At 64.8% G+C, this 17426-nt stretch carries 32 protein-coding genes; 31 read left to right on the top strand and 1 reads right to left on the bottom strand.

The features are described 5' to 3' along the window. The first annotated feature begins 19 nt into the window (after nt 1-19). The 17 genes from EV641_RS30190 (at nt 20) to EV641_RS16430 (ending at nt 6816) form a co-directional block, all read left to right on the top strand. On the top strand, nt 20-151 hold the full coding sequence (locus tag EV641_RS30190) for a hypothetical protein (protein ID WP_277874509.1): 132 nt from the start codon (nt 20-22) through the stop codon (nt 149-151). Next, the gene (locus EV641_RS16495; RefSeq protein ID WP_132473118.1) at nt 148-657 is read left to right on the top strand and encodes a hypothetical protein; all 510 of its coding nucleotides are present in this window, start codon (nt 148-150) and stop codon (nt 655-657) included. Before EV641_RS30190 ends, EV641_RS16495 begins: the two co-directional genes overlap by 4 nt. After that, nucleotides 657-1595, top strand: coding sequence for an ATP-binding protein (locus EV641_RS16490; RefSeq protein WP_132473116.1), 939 nt, complete (start codon nt 657-659; stop codon nt 1593-1595). The genes EV641_RS16495 and EV641_RS16490 overlap by 1 nt, the downstream gene beginning before the upstream one ends. A gap of 100 nt (nt 1596-1695) precedes the next feature. After that, nucleotides 1696-1929 carry a hypothetical protein gene (locus EV641_RS16485; protein WP_132473114.1) on the top strand — a complete coding sequence of 78 codons (234 nt, stop codon included), beginning with the start codon at nt 1696-1698 and terminating at the stop codon, nt 1927-1929. Further along, the gene (locus EV641_RS16480) at nt 1926-2237 is read left to right on the top strand and encodes a hypothetical protein (protein WP_132473112.1); all 312 of its coding nucleotides are present in this window, start codon (nt 1926-1928) and stop codon (nt 2235-2237) included. Before EV641_RS16485 ends, EV641_RS16480 begins: the two co-directional genes overlap by 4 nt. Continuing rightward, on the top strand, nt 2234-2626 hold the full coding sequence (locus EV641_RS16475) for a hypothetical protein (RefSeq protein ID WP_132473110.1): 393 nt from the start codon (nt 2234-2236) through the stop codon (nt 2624-2626). The genes EV641_RS16480 and EV641_RS16475 overlap by 4 nt, the downstream gene beginning before the upstream one ends. Next, on the top strand, nt 2623-2847 hold the full coding sequence (locus EV641_RS16470) for a hypothetical protein (RefSeq protein ID WP_132473108.1): 225 nt from the start codon (nt 2623-2625) through the stop codon (nt 2845-2847). Before EV641_RS16475 ends, EV641_RS16470 begins: the two co-directional genes overlap by 4 nt. Further along, nucleotides 2844-2966, top strand: a complete 123-nt coding sequence (locus EV641_RS30185) for a hypothetical protein (protein WP_277874508.1) — start codon at nt 2844-2846, stop codon at nt 2964-2966. Before EV641_RS16470 ends, EV641_RS30185 begins: the two co-directional genes overlap by 4 nt. Continuing rightward, complete coding sequence (locus EV641_RS16465; RefSeq protein ID WP_132473106.1) at nt 2963-3334, top strand: hypothetical protein; 372 nt, start codon at nt 2963-2965, stop codon at nt 3332-3334. The genes EV641_RS30185 and EV641_RS16465 overlap by 4 nt, the downstream gene beginning before the upstream one ends. Next, entirely contained in the window at nt 3331-3711 is a 381-nt protein-coding gene (locus tag EV641_RS16460) for a hypothetical protein (protein ID WP_132473104.1), read from the top strand. Before EV641_RS16465 ends, EV641_RS16460 begins: the two co-directional genes overlap by 4 nt. Further along, complete coding sequence (locus EV641_RS16455; RefSeq protein ID WP_132473102.1) at nt 3708-3920, top strand: hypothetical protein; 213 nt, start codon at nt 3708-3710, stop codon at nt 3918-3920. The genes EV641_RS16460 and EV641_RS16455 overlap by 4 nt, the downstream gene beginning before the upstream one ends. Nucleotides 3921-4172: 252 nt before the next feature. Then, on the top strand, nt 4173-4349 hold the full coding sequence (locus tag EV641_RS29270) for a hypothetical protein (RefSeq protein WP_158289184.1): 177 nt from the start codon (nt 4173-4175) through the stop codon (nt 4347-4349). Further along, entirely contained in the window at nt 4346-4516 is a 171-nt protein-coding gene (locus tag EV641_RS29265; RefSeq protein WP_158289183.1) for a hypothetical protein, read from the top strand. The genes EV641_RS29270 and EV641_RS29265 overlap by 4 nt, the downstream gene beginning before the upstream one ends. Continuing rightward, nucleotides 4513-4746 (top strand): hypothetical protein, encoded by a 234-nt coding sequence (locus EV641_RS16445; RefSeq protein WP_132473098.1) that lies wholly within the window; start codon nt 4513-4515, stop codon nt 4744-4746. Before EV641_RS29265 ends, EV641_RS16445 begins: the two co-directional genes overlap by 4 nt. Nucleotides 4747-4897: 151 nt before the next feature. After that, nucleotides 4898-5659 carry a hypothetical protein gene (locus EV641_RS16440; RefSeq protein WP_132473096.1) on the top strand — a complete coding sequence of 254 codons (762 nt, stop codon included), beginning with the start codon at nt 4898-4900 and terminating at the stop codon, nt 5657-5659. 99 nt (nt 5660-5758) lie between these two features. Further along, on the top strand, nt 5759-6625 hold the full coding sequence (locus EV641_RS16435) for a phage antirepressor KilAC domain-containing protein (protein ID WP_132473094.1): 867 nt from the start codon (nt 5759-5761) through the stop codon (nt 6623-6625). Next, the gene (locus EV641_RS16430; RefSeq protein ID WP_132473092.1) at nt 6622-6816 is read left to right on the top strand and encodes a hypothetical protein; all 195 of its coding nucleotides are present in this window, start codon (nt 6622-6624) and stop codon (nt 6814-6816) included. The genes EV641_RS16435 and EV641_RS16430 overlap by 4 nt, the downstream gene beginning before the upstream one ends. Nucleotides 6817-6878: 62 nt before the next feature. Here EV641_RS16430 and EV641_RS16425 read toward each other — a convergent pair whose 3' ends face one another. After that, entirely contained in the window at nt 6879-7211 is a 333-nt protein-coding gene (locus EV641_RS16425; protein ID WP_132473090.1) for a hypothetical protein, read from the bottom strand. Nucleotides 7212-7340: 129 nt separating this feature from the next. Here EV641_RS16425 and EV641_RS16420 point away from each other — a divergent pair, with 129 nt between their 5' ends. The 14 genes from EV641_RS16420 to EV641_RS16355 all read left to right on the top strand — a co-directional run bounded on the left by EV641_RS16420 (nt 7341) and on the right by EV641_RS16355 (nt 17391). Then, the gene (locus EV641_RS16420; protein ID WP_132473088.1) at nt 7341-7793 is read left to right on the top strand and encodes a hypothetical protein; all 453 of its coding nucleotides are present in this window, start codon (nt 7341-7343) and stop codon (nt 7791-7793) included. Between the two features lie 83 nt (nt 7794-7876). Next, nucleotides 7877-8374 carry a hypothetical protein gene (locus tag EV641_RS16415; protein WP_241997282.1) on the top strand — a complete coding sequence of 166 codons (498 nt, stop codon included), beginning with the start codon at nt 7877-7879 and terminating at the stop codon, nt 8372-8374. Beyond that, entirely contained in the window at nt 8371-8562 is a 192-nt protein-coding gene (locus EV641_RS16410; RefSeq protein ID WP_132473086.1) for a hypothetical protein, read from the top strand. Before EV641_RS16415 ends, EV641_RS16410 begins: the two co-directional genes overlap by 4 nt. Then, nucleotides 8555-8740, top strand: a complete 186-nt coding sequence (locus EV641_RS16405) for a hypothetical protein (RefSeq protein ID WP_132473084.1) — start codon at nt 8555-8557, stop codon at nt 8738-8740. The genes EV641_RS16410 and EV641_RS16405 overlap by 8 nt, the downstream gene beginning before the upstream one ends. Next, nucleotides 8737-9108, top strand: a complete 372-nt coding sequence (locus EV641_RS16400) for a hypothetical protein (RefSeq protein WP_132473082.1) — start codon at nt 8737-8739, stop codon at nt 9106-9108. Before EV641_RS16405 ends, EV641_RS16400 begins: the two co-directional genes overlap by 4 nt. A gap of 32 nt (nt 9109-9140) precedes the next feature. Beyond that, entirely contained in the window at nt 9141-9623 is a 483-nt protein-coding gene (locus EV641_RS16395; protein WP_132473080.1) for a hypothetical protein, read from the top strand. Then, nucleotides 9620-9883, top strand: coding sequence for a hypothetical protein (locus EV641_RS16390; protein WP_132473078.1), 264 nt, complete (start codon nt 9620-9622; stop codon nt 9881-9883). The genes EV641_RS16395 and EV641_RS16390 overlap by 4 nt, the downstream gene beginning before the upstream one ends. After that, the gene (locus tag EV641_RS16385; protein WP_132473076.1) at nt 9870-10178 is read left to right on the top strand and encodes a hypothetical protein; all 309 of its coding nucleotides are present in this window, start codon (nt 9870-9872) and stop codon (nt 10176-10178) included. Before EV641_RS16390 ends, EV641_RS16385 begins: the two co-directional genes overlap by 14 nt. A 2-nt stretch (nt 10179-10180) precedes the next feature. Further along, complete coding sequence (locus EV641_RS16380; RefSeq protein WP_241997280.1) at nt 10181-11821, top strand: terminase family protein; 1641 nt, start codon at nt 10181-10183, stop codon at nt 11819-11821. A 38-nt stretch (nt 11822-11859) separates the two neighbouring features. Continuing rightward, nucleotides 11860-12186, top strand: coding sequence for a hypothetical protein (locus tag EV641_RS16375; protein ID WP_132473074.1), 327 nt, complete (start codon nt 11860-11862; stop codon nt 12184-12186). Continuing rightward, the gene (locus EV641_RS16370; RefSeq protein ID WP_132473072.1) at nt 12186-12743 is read left to right on the top strand and encodes a 3'-5' exoribonuclease; all 558 of its coding nucleotides are present in this window, start codon (nt 12186-12188) and stop codon (nt 12741-12743) included. Before EV641_RS16375 ends, EV641_RS16370 begins: the two co-directional genes overlap by 1 nt. Further along, a complete protein-coding gene (locus tag EV641_RS16365; RefSeq protein WP_132473070.1) occupies nt 12740-12979 on the top strand; it encodes a hypothetical protein in 240 nt (79 codons plus the stop codon). Before EV641_RS16370 ends, EV641_RS16365 begins: the two co-directional genes overlap by 4 nt. A 65-nt stretch (nt 12980-13044) precedes the next feature. Beyond that, nucleotides 13045-14922, top strand: coding sequence for a hypothetical protein (locus EV641_RS16360; RefSeq protein ID WP_241997278.1), 1878 nt, complete (start codon nt 13045-13047; stop codon nt 14920-14922). A 3-nt stretch (nt 14923-14925) separates the two neighbouring features. Beyond that, nucleotides 14926-17391, top strand: a complete 2466-nt coding sequence (locus EV641_RS16355) for a phage minor head protein (RefSeq protein WP_132473068.1) — start codon at nt 14926-14928, stop codon at nt 17389-17391. Nucleotides 17392-17426 lie beyond the last annotated feature (35 nt).

Genomic DNA, 17426 nt, shown 5'->3' with positions numbered 1-17426 from the left:
TGTTGCTGGCGGTGACGTCGTGAGCCGCGATTGCACCTGTGCCCGCATCTCGTACTGGCATGAGCCGCACTGCGACATCTTCTGGCCCGACGACGACGCCGAATCCCACCTCGAGCTTCTGCTCGACTCCGACCGAGAGGACTCACTGTGACCGACATCGAAACCACAGTCCGCAACCTCGCCACGATCGCCGCGGCGAAGAAACTGCTGGCCGAGGCTGAGGCCCGCGAGAAGGCTGCGCTGGCATCGCAGGTCACCCGCGGCACCAACTACGCGTACACGGCGGCGGGGGAGGAGCTCGGTTACGCGACCGTGCCGAAGCCGTCGAAGCCGACTCCCGCGATCGTCATCACCGACGCGGCGCAGATGTTCCCGTGGCTGGTCGAGACGTTCGGGCCCGAGGTCATCGAGGAGCGCGTCGTCCTGACCGATCAGGGCCGCAAGTCGTTCGAGGCGTACGTCCTCGAGGCGCACAAGGCCGCCGGGTCGGAGGACTACTTCGATCTGCCGGGTGTCTCGGTGACGGTTCCGCCGGTGCGTGATCCGGCGCCGCGGTTCACGCCGGCGAAGAACGTCGTCGAGTTGGTGCGTGGCATGGCTGCTCGTGGCGAGCTGGATCTCTCGCAGGTCCTCGCGCTCGAGGGTGGTGAGAAGTAATGGCAGCGCTCAGCTTCGCCCCCGCAACGAAGGAAGCATCCAAGGCCCGGATCGCGCTCGTCGGCCCGTCCGGCTCCGGCAAGACCTACACGGCTCTCGCCATGGCAACCGCACTGTCGGACCGCGTCGCTGTGATCGATACCGAGCGAGGATCCGCATCGAAGTACGTGGGACTCAACGGCTGGCAGTTCGACACAGTGCAGCCTGACTCGTACAGCCCACGGTCGCTCGTGGAGCTCCTCGGCATGGCTGCCGGCGGTGGGTACGGCGTCGTCGTCATCGACTCTCTCTCGCATTACTGGGAGGGCGCGGACGGGATGCTCGAGCAGGTCGACAGGAAGTCCAGTGCCAACAAGTTCGCGACGGGCTGGAAGGACATGCGGCCCGAGGAACGCAAGATGATCGACGCGATCATCTCCTACCCCGGGCACGTGATCGTCACGCTCCGCACGAAGACGGAGTACGTCATCGTCGAGAACGACAAGGGGAAGAAGGCGCCGCAGAAGGTCGGCTTGAAGCCGATCCAGCGTGACGGAATCGAGTACGAGTTCGACTTGATAGGCGACTTGGATGTGCAGAACACGATGCGCGTCACGAAGTCCCGTATCCACACGCTGAACAACGCGGTGATCCCGCTCCCTGGTGAGGATCTCGCGCACCAGATCGACGAGTGGCTGTCTGACGGTGTGCAGGTGCCGACGGCGGCGGAGTACCGCAAGCGGGCCCTGGATCTCACGGGAGATAAGCCGGGACTCCTCGAGCTGTACGACGAGGTGAAGAAGCACCGGATGCTCGGTTCGCCGACGACCGACGGTGACGGGAAACCGGGCGTGCTCGGTGACCTGATCAAGCACTTGGGCTCTCAGGCCGCGGCGAAGCTCACCGCGGTCCCCAGCGAGCCCCGAATTCCGAGTGAGTACGAGGACATCAACCGCTGAACCTGCCGGGTGGTGGTGTGTCGACGGAGTCCTGATCCGGCGCACCAGATGTGCGCACCACACCACCCCCGGCACCCCACCAACACGATTGGAGAACACCGTGGCTGAGAAAGCCTTGAACCCCAACCACATGACCATCCAGCAGTTCGCGAAGGCAATCAACTGCACCCGCGAAACCATCAAGAAGTACCGGCGGGATGAGAACGCGCACCCGATCTTCCGGAAGACGTTCCAGTTCGGCACGGCGGCGCACTCGCAGTTGTTCTGGCATCGCAAGGACGTCGAGGCGTACCTGGTGGAGACGACCGGTCACGGCCTCGAGGATGTGGCATGAAGACGGTCGAGCAGGTGGCCGCGTTGGTCGCTGAAGCGTTGATGCCGAGCTCTCCGGAGTTTGTATCCCCGACGGCGACGGGAGTGGCCTACGCGCTCCTCGAGAAGCACGCCGTGGTGGAGCTGCCGCTGTCGTCGTACGAGGACGACCAGGGGATCTCGTGGGACTCGATCGATACCCATCCTCTCGCCTTGGCGTCGGGTGGGTGGGTGTGGGTTCACGACGACATGTTGAGCCCGGCTCAGGCGGAAGAGTGGGGAGCAGCCCTGTTGGCCGCGGCCCGGGCGGCACGGACGGTGCGGCGATGACTGCCTCTGTGGACACATACAGGCTCGACCTGCCCTACGAGAAGCCGCCGCTGACTGCTAACAGCCGGATGCACTGGGGGCCGAAGTCGAAGCTCACCAGGATGATGCGATCCGACGCTCACACCCTCGCGAAAGCTGCGAAGCTTCCGCCCTGCATCTTCCTGCGCATCACGGTGCAACTCCACTATCGGCCGAAGACGAACCGCCGGCGGGACCCATCGAATCTGATGCCTACCCAGAAGGCGATTCTCGATGGCCTGGTCGATTACGGGCTGGTGCCTGACGACTGCCCCCCGTACGTGACCGAGCTTGTGCCAGCTATCCATCCGGCCGAGAAGGGCCTCGAAGGCTCGCTCTGGCTGACCATCACCATCGGAGAACCCCAGTGACCGAGTACGCCGTCACGTACGGAGAAGACACCGCGAGCCTCATCCGAAGCTGGCAGGAGCACCAGGAGAAACGACCCACCGATCCGGCCGACTACCTCGTCCACATCGACCATCTGCGGATGGAGATGGATCGCTGGACGGCGACCGACGAGGCGTTGCGTCGGGTGATCGGTGAGCGTCTGGCCCAGTTCGCACTCGACCAAGCGGAGCCGCGGCCATGAAGCCCACGTTCCGTGTCCTCGGTGTGGTCGTGTTCTGTGCCGCTGGTTGGCTCACCGCCGCCGCGATGCTCACCGACATGGCCGGCCAAGCACTCACACACCTCGGGAGCGACGCATGAGCACCACCGACCGCAACGAACTCGCCAACCTCCTCGACAGTCACATGTCGGACCGAGACTACGACCAGGGCTGCCGCCTCGCGTGCGGATATTCGGGTGACGATCGGGACGAACATCTCGCCGCCGCGATCCTCGCTGCTGGTTGGCGGAAGCCGCGCACCATCACCACCGTCGACGAGCTCGGGACGCTGCCCGCTGGCACCATCGTCGTCCTCGAAGAGGGACGTGCAGCTGTGTGCGAGGTACGTGATCCGTGGCTGTACGTCCTGCAGTACGACGACGACGGGCAGCCGATCCGATTCGCCTTGCATGACACGGCGCGATTCCTGCCCGCGCTGGTCCTGTGGACGCCGGACGTGGACCGATGAACGCCCGCGACGAACTCGCCCGCACACTCGCGATCTGTGACGACTACGACGGATGCTTCGAACGGGTGGATGAGTGGGAGACCACGCCTGCGGAGGACCGCAGCGACGACGAGTATCCGGCTTCCGACTACGAGGACTGCCAGTGGTGGTTACGTCGTGCTGACGCGGTTCTCGCTGCGGGTTGGCGGAAGGTCGGCGCGGACACCGACACCCACACCGAATGGGCCATCCACGACCACGTCGATGGGGTCACCTCACCGATCGGTCACCCCGCCGGGGCGGAGGAGCGGGCGCGACAGTTCGCGAAGCATCGCCCGAACGTCTCCGTCAGGTCCCGTGAGGTCACCACTGGCCCGTGGCGGGAGGTCGAGCAGTGAGCGCCGCTCGCCACGCCGCATTCCAGGCCGCCCGCCGCGCCATGGAGACATGCAAGGAACTGGATGCGCAGCTCGAATCCGCACGTTCCTTCGGTGCCCCCGCATGGGAGACACGACCGATTGAGAAGCGACGCGAGGAAGCGTCCGTCAAGTTCCACCGCGCGTACGCCGCATTCAAGTACCCGAAGGAGTCTTCCGATGAGCGTTGATCCGACCACATCTGCAGATCGCACAACCACCACGCGGCCTTGGGATAACGACGCCGATGCCTGCCGAGCACGCGGATGGCGCCCTGGAACACGACTTGCTGGCGACGAAGGCTACGGGGTGACGGTCATCGAGATCACCGCACTAGGTGACCGTCTCGTTCTCGCTAAGCGGATCTCGCACAAAGGTGAGCCTGTCGAGCAACGCGAGAGTAGCTGGACGTTGAGCTGCCGCGACTGGAAAGAGGTCCCCTCATGACTCCGCCGCGTGATCTCGCCGACGCACAACAGCGTCTCGACCAAATCCGCGACTACGCGCAGGAACTCCGAGACCTGGGGTCGCAGCAGGTCCGCATCGGACGCCCGTACGACGCCCTGCCGTACGACAACACCGCTGCCGCACTCGAACGCATCATCGGAGGCGAACAATGAGCAACCATCTGCACAGCCTCCTCGCGAAGCACTACCGGCTGAGCTACGTATTCACCCACGGGCACCAGATCAACGGATTCGCCCCACGAGGCTGCCTCGCGTGCCAGGACGATCCGCACTACCTCGAGCTCGTCGACATCCTGTTCAAGACCGGAGGTGAATCATGACCGACCGCGACTTGGCCGCCGAATACCGCCAACTCACAGCGCAGATCAACCGCAATGCCACCGAATACGGATACCGCACCGAGGACGTGTGGGCACGCAACCACTTCGTGCTCGAGCACTTCCCGACCGTGGCCGACGAGCTCGAGCAGGCGCGAGCTGAGATCGAGCGACTGCGGGAGGTCGAGACCGAGTGCGCCATGCGCAGATCTGCAATGAAGGAAATGTCGTGATCACTGGCTGTCCGGTGTGTCGACGATCAGTACTGGTCTCCGAAGACACCGGGCGAGTCCCCAAACATCGGGACACGGCATCGAATCAGTGCCCGATGAGTGGGCGTTACGTCCCGCTGGAATGGATCGGAAACGAAAGGAGGATCGCCTGATGGAGTGGTTCGCGCTGTCGTCGAAGTACTACCTCGACCTCGACGACCAAGGCGTCAGCGAGTCGGCGCAGACCCTTCTCACCCGCGCACTGGCCTACATCGCCGACAACGAGGACTCCGGATACATCGCCAAAAGCGCTCTGAAGAAGCTCGGTTTGCGGGCGCTTTCGCGACGAGTTGATGAGCTGATTCGGAACGGAATTATGACGGAATCGTGCGACGGTTTGGGGTATGACTTCCCCGCCTGGTTCAAGTGGAACGAGCCACTGGAACGCCAGGTCAAGAAGCGTAAAGCGGACCGTGAGCGCATCCGGAGGAAGCGTGAGAAGGAGGAGGATGTCGCGCGACAGTCGCGCAGTGTGTCGCGCGATGTCGCGTCACCACATAGACAGTTACAACAACAAGAAGGTTACGTAGAGGAGGTAGCTCACGTAAGCAACGTGGGCGCGAGCGAAGAGCCCTCCTCGAAATGTTCGAAGCACATCAACGACCCGGACCCGCCGAACTGCCGCGCTTGCGGGGAGGCCCGGATTGCCCGCAAGGCGTGGGATTCCCGGCAGGCTGCCTCCGCGGCCCAGGCTCGTTCGGAGGAGGCCCACCGGCGGGCTGAGGATCGACGTCGGGCGATCGCGGAGTGCTCGCTGTGCGACGAGGACGGGTACTTGGATCGGGCGCCGTGCACGCACGTTCCGCTGCCGGTCGGCCGCCCGAGCTTGCGGGCTCTCGTCGAGCAGGCCAACGCCGAGAAAAAATCCGCCTAGAAGGTGTAAAGTTGCGTTAGCTCCAATTGTCACAGTGCCCAAATTGAAACCCCGCGCTCGCTGTAACGAGCCGGGGCGTGAACACCGAGAGGAAGCTCGATGTTGGATCTGACTTTACCGGAGGCCCGCGCACAACGGGATTCCCTCACCACCCGAGTGGATGTGCTCGACAAGGTCGGCACCCTCGCCACACTCCCGGACGACATGCACGTCACGACTGACATGGTCGCCACGTACTACGAAGTCCCGATCGACACGGTTCGGTCCGTGGTCAAGCTCAATCGCGAGGAGATCGACGACGACGGTTACCGCGTCGTCTCTCGGACGGATTTTGAGAGGTCATTCGGTGACCTCTCAAATCTCGACCCCCGTGCCCGGTCGATCGCGCTCTTCCCGCGCCGGGCCGTACTCCGCGTCGGGATGCTCCTCCGCGACTCGCAGCGGGCACGCGAAGTCCGGGACTACCTCCTCGACGCCGAGAGGCCGGCCGACATTGGTCGCTCCCGCGCCGAGCTCCTCACCCGCGCCGATCTAGCCCGCATGGTCCTTGAAGCCGAGGAGGAGAAGGCGGTCATCGCAGCCGCACTCGAATCCGCAGCCCCCGCCATCGCCTACCACGACCGATACGTCGCCAACGACGACGCCGCCACCGTCAAGGCGTGGGGCGCACAGTTCGGCATCAGTGAGCCCACGGCGTACGCGCTGCTCGTCGACCGGAAGGTCTGCTACAAGACGGTGATCGGCGAACGCTGGTCGAATCGGCAGAAGCGCAAGGTCACCGAGTACGAGTACCGCGCCTACGCCAAGCACCTCGACTGGTTCGACCTCCGCCCCCAGCACAACGCGCCGCGGCACCACAACGGTCAGGTGCGGCAGACGTTGTACGTGCGTCAGGCGTTCGCGTTGCACCTCGCCTCGAAGTGCGGGTTGTCCAGCCAGCTCACGATCGACGGTGGTGCAGCATGAATCGCATCGACGATCTCGTCGTCACCGTCGACTACCCGAACTTCGATCCGGGCGTTCGCATCTACACCGACTACGAGCCCGCCGCATACATCGCGAAGATCATGCGCGAGGAGTTCGAGCGCACAGCCGACGCCGGCGCACTCGGGATCGCCCAGGCCATCGAGGAGAAGCTCGCGGAGGTGCAGCCATGAGCGCCCCCGAGATCATCACGCACGACGACATCCGAGCCATCATGCGCGAGGAACTCGAAAAACTACTCGTCGCCCCTCACGAGCCGCGGACGGTTCTCGGCAGGGAAAGCGAGACCAAACGGCTGAGCCGCGTGTTCAGCAAACTCCTTGGCCTTCTCGAGGTCCAACTCAAGCGGATCGACATTGTCGTACTTGAACGCGATCGGGATAGACGGATGAACCCAGATGAAAGTCCACGCCGTCGGCCCAGCCTCCTCGTGCGCAATTCCAATACTGAACCCAGCCCCGTCCTTTCTGAAACGCAGCTGCATCGCTGCCTGGACGTGGAGGAGCGTCTCGTTGTCCATGACAAAGGTCTGTCGGCTGTCTCCGACCCCGTAAACGAGCTGTCCCATGAAACTTCTCCTTCTGCTGATGGTGTTGGCGCACACAGCGTAGGAGACAGGCAGGTCGCGGAGGTCGCTCAGGCTGCCTCCGCGACCTCCGCTGATAACCCTCTGGACCGAGATCGTGGGTGGTGACCAGTGACCGCCACCTTCGACAACCACCAACACACCACCGACTGGACCGACGCCGACAGCGCCGAACTCGACGCCTGGGCACGCACACACACCCGCAGCCCACTACAACGCGACCCCCACCTCTACCAACTCCTCGCACCACTCCGCGCCGAAAACGGCTGCCACAACTGCCACCGACCCTTCCGGCCCGCACACACCCGCAAAGCCGACTACCCCGACACCGTCAGCAAAGCAACCGGCAACCTCTGCATGACCTGCTGGAAAGCCCAACGCGAAGGCCGCCAACTCACCGGACGCACCATGTCTGCCCGACAAGCACCACCAACGCACTGCGTCGTCTGCCAAACCCGAATGCACGCCCGAGGAGCCAAGAACCCCAACGGCGTACCCCACGGCGGACGCGGACAATGCAGACCCTGCTACGACCGCCTCCGAAAACTCGACCCCACCCCATGAACACCGGCCCCGTGCGTATCCACCGCGCACGGGGCCGGACCCACACCCACAGACAACCCACCACACAACAACAGGAGGCCCCCATGGGATCCCGGTCACCGATGGACCCCGACAACCTGGACGCGGCGGAGCGTGGACGCCAGGCACTCGAGTTGCGTCGGGATGGGAAGACGTGGCCGCAGATCGCTGAAGAGCTCGGGTATGCGGATCGGGCGTCGGCCTACAACGCGGCGAAGCGGTTGTTGGATCGGACGGAGTTCGAGTCGGTGGAGGAGTACCGGGCGATCGAAGCAGACCGCCTGGACGAAGCCCACCGCATCCAGTTCGGGGCATTGGAGGTGTTGGTGTCGATGGGGAAGTTCGAGGCCGTGCCGCCGGCCGTCTCGGCGTTGGCGAAGATCTCCGATCGCCGCTCCAAGCTCCTCGGCCTGGATGCCCCCACCCGCGTGAACGTCACCGGTACGGAGGACTTCGCTGCGACCGCCGTTCAGCTGATGGCGGAGATCCTCGACGCGGAAGCAGAAGCCGAAGCCAGGCCCGAGGGGGACCAGGGCGACGACACCGATGGATGGGTGAGATGAATGGCTGGTGGTGCGTCGCCGAGACCGGACAGGGAGGTGGACTACCCGACACCCTCCACGGCCCGTACTGGGACCAGGAAGAAGCACGCCAGATGCGTGCCCTGCTGGTCGAGGAAGCCCGCAAGATGGGCCGCCGTGACCGATTCCGAGTCTGCGAACTCGACCCCGAGGAGGACACAGATGGCTGAGAAGCGCGTCAAGGCATACAAGACCTGCCCGATGGAGGGTTGCGACTGGCAGCTCATCACCGAATGGTTCGACGGGTCACCGGACAAAGTCCTGAAGGTGTCCCAAGCCGATCAGGAGACCGCCGCCGGCCTCCACATGAAATCCCACTACAAGCCGGAGAGGACGTACTTCACGTGACCCTCGACATGGCCTGCCCCTCCTGCCACTTCGAATTCGCACCACCCGGCGCGACGACCGCTGACGAGAAGCCGTCCGACGGAGCCGTCGCCGTCTGCCTGAACTGCACCGAACTGTCCGTATGGAACACCAACCGCGGCTGGCTACGCCCCACCCCCGAACACCGCAAGTACCTCCTCGCGCTCCCGTCGGTCGTGGACTCCCTCGTCGACATCCACATGTTCCGGGAGATGCGCGACCGCGACCGGGAAACCCTGCGGTCGCTGATCTCGCACGGGTTCGTGGTGGGTTCGACGATCACGGACATTGTGGAGGCGATCCTCGAGGACGGCTTTCACCGGCACCCGCAGGACGGGGAGGACCTGTGAGTGCCTGGTATCGCAGGAAGGGGAGGACATCCATGTCGCAGGAACTCACCCTGTTCGACACCAACGACCACCGCGACCGCAGCACCCCCCGACGCATCCCATCTCCACGCCGCGACACCCACACCACCAACTGGCAACCCGATGATCACCTCATCACCGCCGCACAAGCCGGCCAACTCCACATCCGCAACCTCACCGCCGAAGACAGATCCTGGGTCGTCGCCGGACTCACCGCCCGCGGAGTAACAGCCGAAGACACCGCCACCATGCTCCGATGCTCACTCCGGTTGATCAAACAGATCCGGGCCCATCCGATGACCGCAGTCTCCCACTACGCGCAAACCATCGCCGTGGAGGTGGAGACCACCGTGTCGAAGGAGAAGACGAAGAACCGTGCGCACGCCTACGAACTCGAGAACCTGCGCATGACCGCGGAACGGTACAAGCAGCAGCGGGACAAGCTGATCGACCAGTTGGCGAAGCAGGCCCGCAAAGCGGAGAGGCAGAACGCATGACCATCCTTCCGACATGGCTGTACGACCGAGCTGTCGAACGGTTCGGCCAGGCGTGGATGGACAAGAACGGATACGAGCGGAACGAGCTCGTCACCCCCACCCCCGAGTTCCAGTACTCCGCAGGGGGAGAAGACCCGACCGGGTGCACCGTCCCTATCCGTTATGTGTCGAGAGACGCCCTTGAGGAGTACCCGGTGAACCAGCTTGATGTTGTGCGTCAGCGGCTCAATGAGGGAGGCGGTCAGGATGTATCTCGGTGAAGAACCCCGCACCACACCCCAGGCCGAACCATGCGGCTGGATAGCCCCAGTCGAAGGCACACTGGTCTACTGCCAACGCCCCACCGGCCACCCCGGCATCCACATCTCAGGCGACCTGCCCCCAATCACGTGGACCTCTATCGGCGACGATCGCAGTCACGTCGAGCGGTTGGAGACGGGGATCGCTGCGACTGTGCGGGAGATCGACGAGCTCCGCGCCGAAAACACCCGACTCCGAAAGCTGATCGACGGCGTGGCCGCCGTCCTGGGTGTGCACATCACGATCGGCCCGTAACCGTGAACAAGACGGCCGCCATCGCCAAACTGACCGAGCACACCCACGGCTGGCCCCCAGAACGCAAGGAAGCTCTGATGCTGTCCCTCCAGGCGCAGCACACCCGGAAAGTCATACAGGGCCGATACACACACCCTGCTGAGCTGGCCGCCGCCGCCGACCCCAACTTCGTCATCACCCCCGCAGTGGACGTGATCTCCCGGGCAGTCGAGCGTGTCATCCGAGAGCCACAACGCAACCTGCTGGTGACGATGCCCCCGCAGGAAGGGAAGTCGACCCTGTGCGCCGTGTGGGCACCATTACGCGCCCTCCAGCTGAATCCTGATACCCGCGTCATCGTCACCGCCTACGGAGACTCCCTCGCCGAAGACCACTCACGCGCAGCCAGAGGCTGGATCGAAACCGCCGGCACCGGAGCCGTCGACGCCATCACCGGACAGCCGGTGGAGGACCTCCTCGGGCTGCGCTTGAATCCGGCGTCGACGTCCGTCTCGGCGTGGCAGGTAGCTGGCGGCAAGGGCGGATACAAGGCCGTCGGATTGGGCTCGTCGGTGACCGGCAAGGCCGCCGACCTGCTCATTGTGGACGACCCCTACAAAAACATGCAGGAAGCCGATTCGGTCGCGCACCGCCGCAAGGTGTCCGAATGGTTCAAGTCCGTGGCCCTGACCCGGCTGTCCCCGGATGCGTCCGTGATCGTCATCCAAACACGCTGGCACGAACAGGACCTATCGGGGGAGATCCTCGCCGGAGAACAGGAACTCCCACCCGAGCAACGCACCTGGCGGCACATCAACATCCCCGCCATCTCCGAGGTAGGCATCACCGACGAACTCGGCCGCGCACCCGGCGTCGTCATGGACTCCGCCCGGGGCCGCACCGCAGAGCAGTTCGCGACCCGGCGCCGTCAGGTGGGGGAGCGTGTCTGGTACGCCTTGTACCAAGGCAACCCCACCCCAGCCGAGGGCGGCCTCTTCTCGCGGGCATGGTTCGACACCCATCGCCTCGAGCAGCATCCCGAGCGTTCGACCATGCGGATCGTCGCCGTCGACCCCGCCGAAACCGGAGAAGGCGACGAGGCCGGCATCATCGCCGCCGCCCTACTCCCGGACGGAACAGTCGCGCTCACCCATGACCGGTCCGAGCAGATGACGTCCGACCAGTGGGGGCAGGCCGCGGTGAAGCTGGCGATGGAAACCCACGCCTCCGAGATCGCCATCGAGACCTATACCGCCGGGACCACGTATGTGAATGTGGTGAAGCGTGCGATCAAGGCGTACCGGGACGCGCTCCGCAAGGACTACGACGGCCAGGATGTCGAGACAGCGAAGGCACTCCGCCGTACCGAGGACTTGAAGGTGCATGCGTGGCGGGGGAAGGGTGACGCGGTCGCCCGATCCGCCTTGTTGCGTCAGGCTGTGGAGGTCGGCACATGCCGCGTCGTCACCGACGAGATGACCACACTCGTCGAGCAGGCTGTGACGTGGCAGACCGGGCAGCACCAACCCGACAGGGTCGCAGCCGCCATCATCGCCCACGACCGGCTCATCGCCCGCGGAGGCCGCACCTCCAGCCTCGGCAACCCGACCCGCACCATGCCTACGAGTCCGGCGCCGAACTGGATGACCCGCAAACTCGCATAGCCCAGCGGGTGCACGGTGCGTCTTTACCGTTGCGCGCCATGGACGGTCTCACACTCCTCATCCTCACCCTCTACGTGCTCGCAGTCATGCGAGCTACCCGACTCATCAACGCCGACACCATCCTCGACACCCCACGCATCTACCTGCTGCGCCGGTTCGGCCCCGAGTCGACCCTCGCGTACTTCATCTCCTGCCCCTGGTGCGTGTCCATCTGGATCGCCGGCATCACCGCCCCGTTCGTGCTGTGGGCTGTCGGGCTGCCGTTGTGGGTGTGGCCGCTCCTCGCATTGTCCGCGTCGCACCTGACCGGACTGGCCGCGCAGCTCGACGACAGCGACATGGAAATCGAAATCGAGGACGCCTGATGCGCTACTGGTATGACACCGAATTTCTCGAGGACGGCTCGACCATCGAGCTGATCTCCATCGGCATCGTCGCCGAGGACGGACGCGAGTACTACGCCGTCAACTCCGACATGCCCGTGGACCGGATCTCGAAGTACGACTGGCTCTGCCAGAACGTCATCCCGCACCTGCCCCTCCGAGGCGGCAAACCCAGCAAGAGCTTCGGGTCGCATCGGTGGTCCTGGTCGCTCGACACCACCTCAACTCTGGTGAAGCCGAAGTGGGTCATCGCCAACGAGGTCCGCGAATTCCTCCTCGCGCACACCGACACCGACAGCGAGATCGAGTTGTGGGCCGACTACGGCGCCTACGACCACGTCGCACTCGCCCAACTTTGGGGACGCATGATCCGCCTCCCCAAAGGCCTGCCGATGTTCACCCGCGAATTCCAACAGGCTTGGCGCGACCGCGGCGCACCCGACCTACCCGATCAGGTGGACGGGCAGCACGACGCGCTCGCCGACGCCCGACACCTCAAGGCATCGTTCGACCTCCTGCTCACAATCGAGGACGCATGATCACACTCTGGTGGTCCTTCACTCTCACCGCAGTCGGAGTCACCGGCCTGTTCTTCGTGTACCGCTCCCAGTCACTGACCGGCCCGCTCATCGGCATCGTCGTACAGGTCGCGTGGGTCGCCTATGCCATCGCCACCCGGCAGTGGTGGTTCCTGCTGTCGGCGTTCGCGTACGGCGGCACGAACTTGTACGGCATCGCGAAGCGCCGACGCGCTACTGCGGATCAAGAGACGTGACTGGGCGGCACAGGATGTAACTAGATGGCACGAACCGTTGCACCGTCGGCCACTACCTTCTGGCTGTGGCCCGCAGAGTGAAGATCCGACGCCGCTCCCGATACGGGGAGTCGCTGACCGCTGCCGGTCAGAAAATCACCGACCCCTCCAAGTCCTTCAAATCCTCCATCGGATCATCGGGCTCCAACTGGCAAGAACAAGCCTGGGAGTTCCTCGACAAGGTCGGCGAACTGCGTTACTACGTCGGCTGGCGCTCCGCCTCCGTAGGCCGCTGCCACCTCATCGGCTCCGAAATCGACCCAGTAACTGGACTCCCCACCGGCGCCACCGACAACCCCGTCGTCCAGAGAATCGTCCGCGACATCGCAGGCGGTGTCTCCGGACAATCCCTGATGCTCACACGGCTCGCCGCAGCATTGACTGTCCCCGGTGAAGGATTCGTCGCGATGATCATCCGAGACGGATCATCCGTCGAAACCTATTCGGACGGCTCGCCGCTCTCCGCCGCTGACCGCGACGAGATGGAATTCCAGGAATGGGTCGTCCTTTCCCGCGACGAAATCAAAGCCTCCGGATCCGACGACCTCGAGTTCACCCTCCAAGACAACACCAAACACATGTACGACGAAACCCGCGATGTGCTGTTCCGGGTATGGAATCCACACCCCCGCCGCGCCTCCGAAGCCGACTCCCCAGTCCGCGCAGCCGAAGACGCACTGCTCGAAATCGTCCGCACCACCAAGTCCATCGACAACGCCGGCAAATCCCGCCTCGTCGGCAACGGCATCGTGTTCGTCCCACAGGAAATGTCCCTCCCAGGGCAGGACGCACCCGGCGCCACCCCCATGGCAGGCGACGCCCCCAGCCCGGACTACGGAGTGCCCTACGCGACACCGTCCGCATCACAACAACTCCAGGACCTCCTCTACCAAGTCGGCACCACCGCCTACAAGGACCAGGAGTCGATGGCCGCGTTCATGCCGATCATCGCCTCAGTGCCGGGGGAGTGGACCGACAAGGTCAAGCACGTCAAGTTCGACTCCACGGTCGCCGAAACCTCACTGAAGACCCGCGAGGCAGCGATCCGCCGACTCGCCATGTCCCTTGACGTCGCCCCCGAACAACTCCTCGGATTGGGAACCAGCTCGAATCACTGGAGCGCATGGCTGCTGGCCGAAGAAGACGTCAAGGTCCACGTCGTGCCGGTCCTCAAGACCATCGTCGCGTCGCTGACCCAGTTCATCCTGCGACCGGTCCTCGAACGGGAAGGGATCGACCCGACACAGTTCGTGGTCTGGTACGACACCACACCCTTGACGCAGGACCCGGACAAGAAGGCCGAAGCGCAGTCCGCGCACTCCGTCGGCGCCATCACCTCCAAAGCGTTGCGAGAGTACTCCGGATTCGGTGAAGAGGACGCCTACGACCTCACCACCCCGGACGGGTGGAAACAGTTGGCGAGGGACAAGGCAGCCGCGGACGTCTCCCTGATCCCCACACTCGCGCCACTGCTCGGTGGCGTGGTCGACGACATCCAAGCCCCAGCACAGCCGACCCCAGCGATCGAAACCCCCACATCGCCCGAGGAGCCGGACACCCTCCCCGAATCCGAACCAGCCACACAACCGGACTCCACCGACGAACCCGACACAGTGACCAGCTCCGCCACCGTCATCGCCCTCGTCGACACCTTCACCGCCCGCGCCCTCGAACTCGCCAACAAACGGCGCCGCAACCGCGCCAACGCCGACCACTTCCGAGACATCGAAATGCACCTCGCCCACCGCAACCTCCCCAAAGTCCCCGTCGCCGACGTCCCCAAACTCATCGAAGGCTGGGACACCTCCGTCCCGTGGCCCGCGATCGAACGCCTCGGGTTCGACCGCCGCACCATCACGATGTGGGTAGAGCAGGACGCAGTCGACGAACTGTCAGGAGCGTGACGGATGTACCCGGACAACCTGGCCCGAGCCCTCTCCACGCAACTGGACGCGGAGACAGCGATCTCAGCGTTGACGATGGCAGCGTTCGAAGCGTGGCTGCCGCACGTCCGCGCCGCGGTCCTCCCATCCCTGACCGCAGCTGCTGAACTCCCACCCGACCCCGACCAAGTACCCGCGACCGCCGGATGGTGGGAACTCGCCCTCGACCAGGCCGTGATCTACGGCCTCGGCCTGATCTACGGATACGAACTCCTCGCAGTCCTCACCGCATCCGGCGCCGTGCTCGAAGACATCCTCGAGGAAGAGCCGGATCGGGAACGACCCACCCGACAGGCACCGACCGAGGAACTGCCGAACACGAGCCTCGCACGTCAGGCCCGCAAGATCGTCGCATCCTCCCTCGGCGTCCCCACCTCCGACATCACCGACCTGGACCGGCGCCTCGCCTCCCTCCCGTCGGTGCGGCGGATCCAGTCGGAGTATCTCGGGCAGGTCCGCAACCGCATGGTGAACACACCGGAGGCGGTGTTCCGGGACATCACAGTGCAGCTCGACCAAGCGATCGCCGCCGGTGAAGGGTCCGCGCAGCAGCGGACACGGGTTCAGCAGTTCCTGTCCCCGGCGACTGGGGATTGGACGGGTCGGGCAATGACCGTGGCCCGCACCGAATCAGCCGGCGCTATGTCCCACGCCACGATCGAGGCCGCGACGCTGCGCAATGAGGTCCTGGGGGAGGAGCTCGAATCCACCTGGATTTGCACGCTGGATTCCCGAACACGCAAAAGTCATTTTGCTGCGGACGGGCAGCGGGTGCCCCTCGGGTCCACATTCACGGTCGGCCGATCACAGATGCGTTTCCCTGGGGATCCTCGAGGTCCGGTGGAGGAGTCGGCGAACTGTCGTTGCAGGGTTGCCGTCCTCGCCACCGACGAAGCCCTACCCGGCGAGCAGGACCGGCACACCGAACGCGGCCCCGGCGACTCCACCGTCCGCAACCGCGCCGGATCCCAGGAAGACGAAATCGAACGTCGCGCCGAGGAAGGAAACATCCGGGCGCGCGAGGACCCTGCCGGACTCGGTCGGGTGGCATCCATCAACACGGAGGACGACATGGCAGACGAAGAAACCACCGACATCGTCGACGTCGAGGACACCGACACCGAGGTAGAGGTGGAGGACACGGGCGAAACGTTCCGCACCTTCACCGACTCGATCGTCGCGGTACTCGGCACACCCACCGACGACCGGCGCATCCTCGCCGCCGACATGGACTTCCGATTCCGCGAATTCCCGCTCCCGTTGATGTGGACCAAGCAATCCTCCGGCGGACACTTCGACGCCTACACAGTCGGAGTCATCGAGACCTCACGCGTCGACGGCACCCAAGTGTTGGCCTCCGGCTACCTGCTGAACACCGACGAAGCCGACGAGGCAGCCGGGCAGCTCTCACACGGAGTCACCGGCCCCTCGGTGGACCTCGGCGACGCGGACTGGATCTACACCAACGAGGTCGGGGAACCGATCACCGAAGAGATGTGGGACGAAGCGTACGAATCCGGTGAGGAACTCAAGGTGTTCGAGACGGTCACCAGCGCGAAGCTGATGGGTGTCACCCTCGTCTCCACCCCAGCGTTCGGCGAAACCACCCTGAAGCTGGACTCGGAGCGGGTATCGAAGGACGTCGCAGTCGTCGCGTCCCTCGTCGCGGCAGCGGCACGGCCCGTCGACGACACCTACGACGCCAGCCTGTTCGCCGACCCGAAACTGGAGGGCCCGACGCCGGTCACGTACGACGCGAAGACAGGCCGCATCTACGGGCACCTCGCATGTTTCGGTCAGTGCCACGTCGGGATCACCGATCAGTGTGTCGTCGCGCCGCGGTCGAAGACGGACTACGCGCACTTCCACACATCTCCGCCGGTACTTACCACCGATGGTCGGTTGCCGGTCGGGCGGCTCACCGTAGGTACGGGGCACGCCGGGCCACGCCTCGGTGCCCGCCCAGCCGCCGAGCACTACGACCACACCGGCACATGCTTCGCACTCGTGCGGGTCGGGGAGGATGAGCACGGCATCTGGTTCTCCGGCATCCCACACCCCACAGCGTCGGACGAACAAGTCCGGGCAGGGTTGTCGGCGCCACTGTCCGGGGACTGGCGGACCATCGCCGGAAACCTGGAGCTCGTCGCCGCACTGGCCGTCAATACACCCGGGTTCCCGGTCCTCGTTGCCGGAGCCTCCGACGAAGCGGACCGCCCGACCACGCTGGTGGCCTCCCTCGGCCCCCGTAAGAACCGCCGCCCGGAGGCGGTGCTGTCCCCGTCTCAGGTGGAGGCGTTGGGTCAGGCGGTGGTCCGGCAGATGCGGGCGCAGGAGCGCCGCAACGAGCAGGCGAAGGCCGTACTCGCGGCACAGGATCGCCGCCGTGAGGCACGGTCCCTCATCACCAAGACGATCGGAGCGAAGTAAATGGGATGCGCTTGCGGGAAACGCGCAGGATCCAC

The sequence above is a fragment of the Rhodococcus sp. SMB37 genome, from assembly GCF_004345605.1.
Taxonomy (GTDB): domain Bacteria; phylum Actinomycetota; class Actinomycetes; order Mycobacteriales; family Mycobacteriaceae; genus Rhodococcus.
The sequence above is the reverse complement of the archived record's forward strand: the minus strand, read 5'-3'. Positions and strand labels throughout refer to the sequence as shown.

Coding starts and splice junctions, on each gene's coding strand:
- EV641_RS16490 (WP_132473116.1), top strand. CDS start 657: ATGGCAGCGCTCAGCTTCGCCCCCGCAACGAAGGAAGCATCCAAGGCC.
- EV641_RS16480 (WP_132473112.1), top strand. CDS start 1,926: ATGAAGACGGTCGAGCAGGTGGCCGCGTTGGTCGCTGAAGCGTTGATG.
- EV641_RS16475 (WP_132473110.1), top strand. CDS start 2,234: ATGACTGCCTCTGTGGACACATACAGGCTCGACCTGCCCTACGAGAAG.
- EV641_RS30185 (WP_277874508.1), top strand. CDS start 2,844: ATGAAGCCCACGTTCCGTGTCCTCGGTGTGGTCGTGTTCTGTGCCGCT.
- EV641_RS16465 (WP_132473106.1), top strand. CDS start 2,963: ATGAGCACCACCGACCGCAACGAACTCGCCAACCTCCTCGACAGTCAC.
- EV641_RS16460 (WP_132473104.1), top strand. CDS start 3,331: ATGAACGCCCGCGACGAACTCGCCCGCACACTCGCGATCTGTGACGAC.
- EV641_RS29270 (WP_158289184.1), top strand. CDS start 4,173: ATGACTCCGCCGCGTGATCTCGCCGACGCACAACAGCGTCTCGACCAA.
- EV641_RS29265 (WP_158289183.1), top strand. CDS start 4,346: ATGAGCAACCATCTGCACAGCCTCCTCGCGAAGCACTACCGGCTGAGC.
- EV641_RS16445 (WP_132473098.1), top strand. CDS start 4,513: ATGACCGACCGCGACTTGGCCGCCGAATACCGCCAACTCACAGCGCAG.
- EV641_RS16440 (WP_132473096.1), top strand. CDS start 4,898: ATGGAGTGGTTCGCGCTGTCGTCGAAGTACTACCTCGACCTCGACGAC.
- EV641_RS16435 (WP_132473094.1), top strand. CDS start 5,759: ATGTTGGATCTGACTTTACCGGAGGCCCGCGCACAACGGGATTCCCTC.
- EV641_RS16430 (WP_132473092.1), top strand. CDS start 6,622: ATGAATCGCATCGACGATCTCGTCGTCACCGTCGACTACCCGAACTTC.
- EV641_RS16425 (WP_132473090.1), bottom strand. CDS start 7,211: ATGGGACAGCTCGTTTACGGGGTCGGAGACAGCCGACAGACCTTTGTC.
- EV641_RS16415 (WP_241997282.1), top strand. CDS start 7,877: ATGGGATCCCGGTCACCGATGGACCCCGACAACCTGGACGCGGCGGAG.
- EV641_RS16410 (WP_132473086.1), top strand. CDS start 8,371: ATGAATGGCTGGTGGTGCGTCGCCGAGACCGGACAGGGAGGTGGACTA.
- EV641_RS16405 (WP_132473084.1), top strand. CDS start 8,555: ATGGCTGAGAAGCGCGTCAAGGCATACAAGACCTGCCCGATGGAGGGT.
- EV641_RS16395 (WP_132473080.1), top strand. CDS start 9,141: ATGTCGCAGGAACTCACCCTGTTCGACACCAACGACCACCGCGACCGC.
- EV641_RS16390 (WP_132473078.1), top strand. CDS start 9,620: ATGACCATCCTTCCGACATGGCTGTACGACCGAGCTGTCGAACGGTTC.
- EV641_RS16385 (WP_132473076.1), top strand. CDS start 9,870: ATGTATCTCGGTGAAGAACCCCGCACCACACCCCAGGCCGAACCATGC.
- EV641_RS16375 (WP_132473074.1), top strand. CDS start 11,860: ATGGACGGTCTCACACTCCTCATCCTCACCCTCTACGTGCTCGCAGTC.
- EV641_RS16370 (WP_132473072.1), top strand. CDS start 12,186: ATGCGCTACTGGTATGACACCGAATTTCTCGAGGACGGCTCGACCATC.
- EV641_RS16365 (WP_132473070.1), top strand. CDS start 12,740: ATGATCACACTCTGGTGGTCCTTCACTCTCACCGCAGTCGGAGTCACC.
- EV641_RS16355 (WP_132473068.1), top strand. CDS start 14,926: ATGTACCCGGACAACCTGGCCCGAGCCCTCTCCACGCAACTGGACGCG.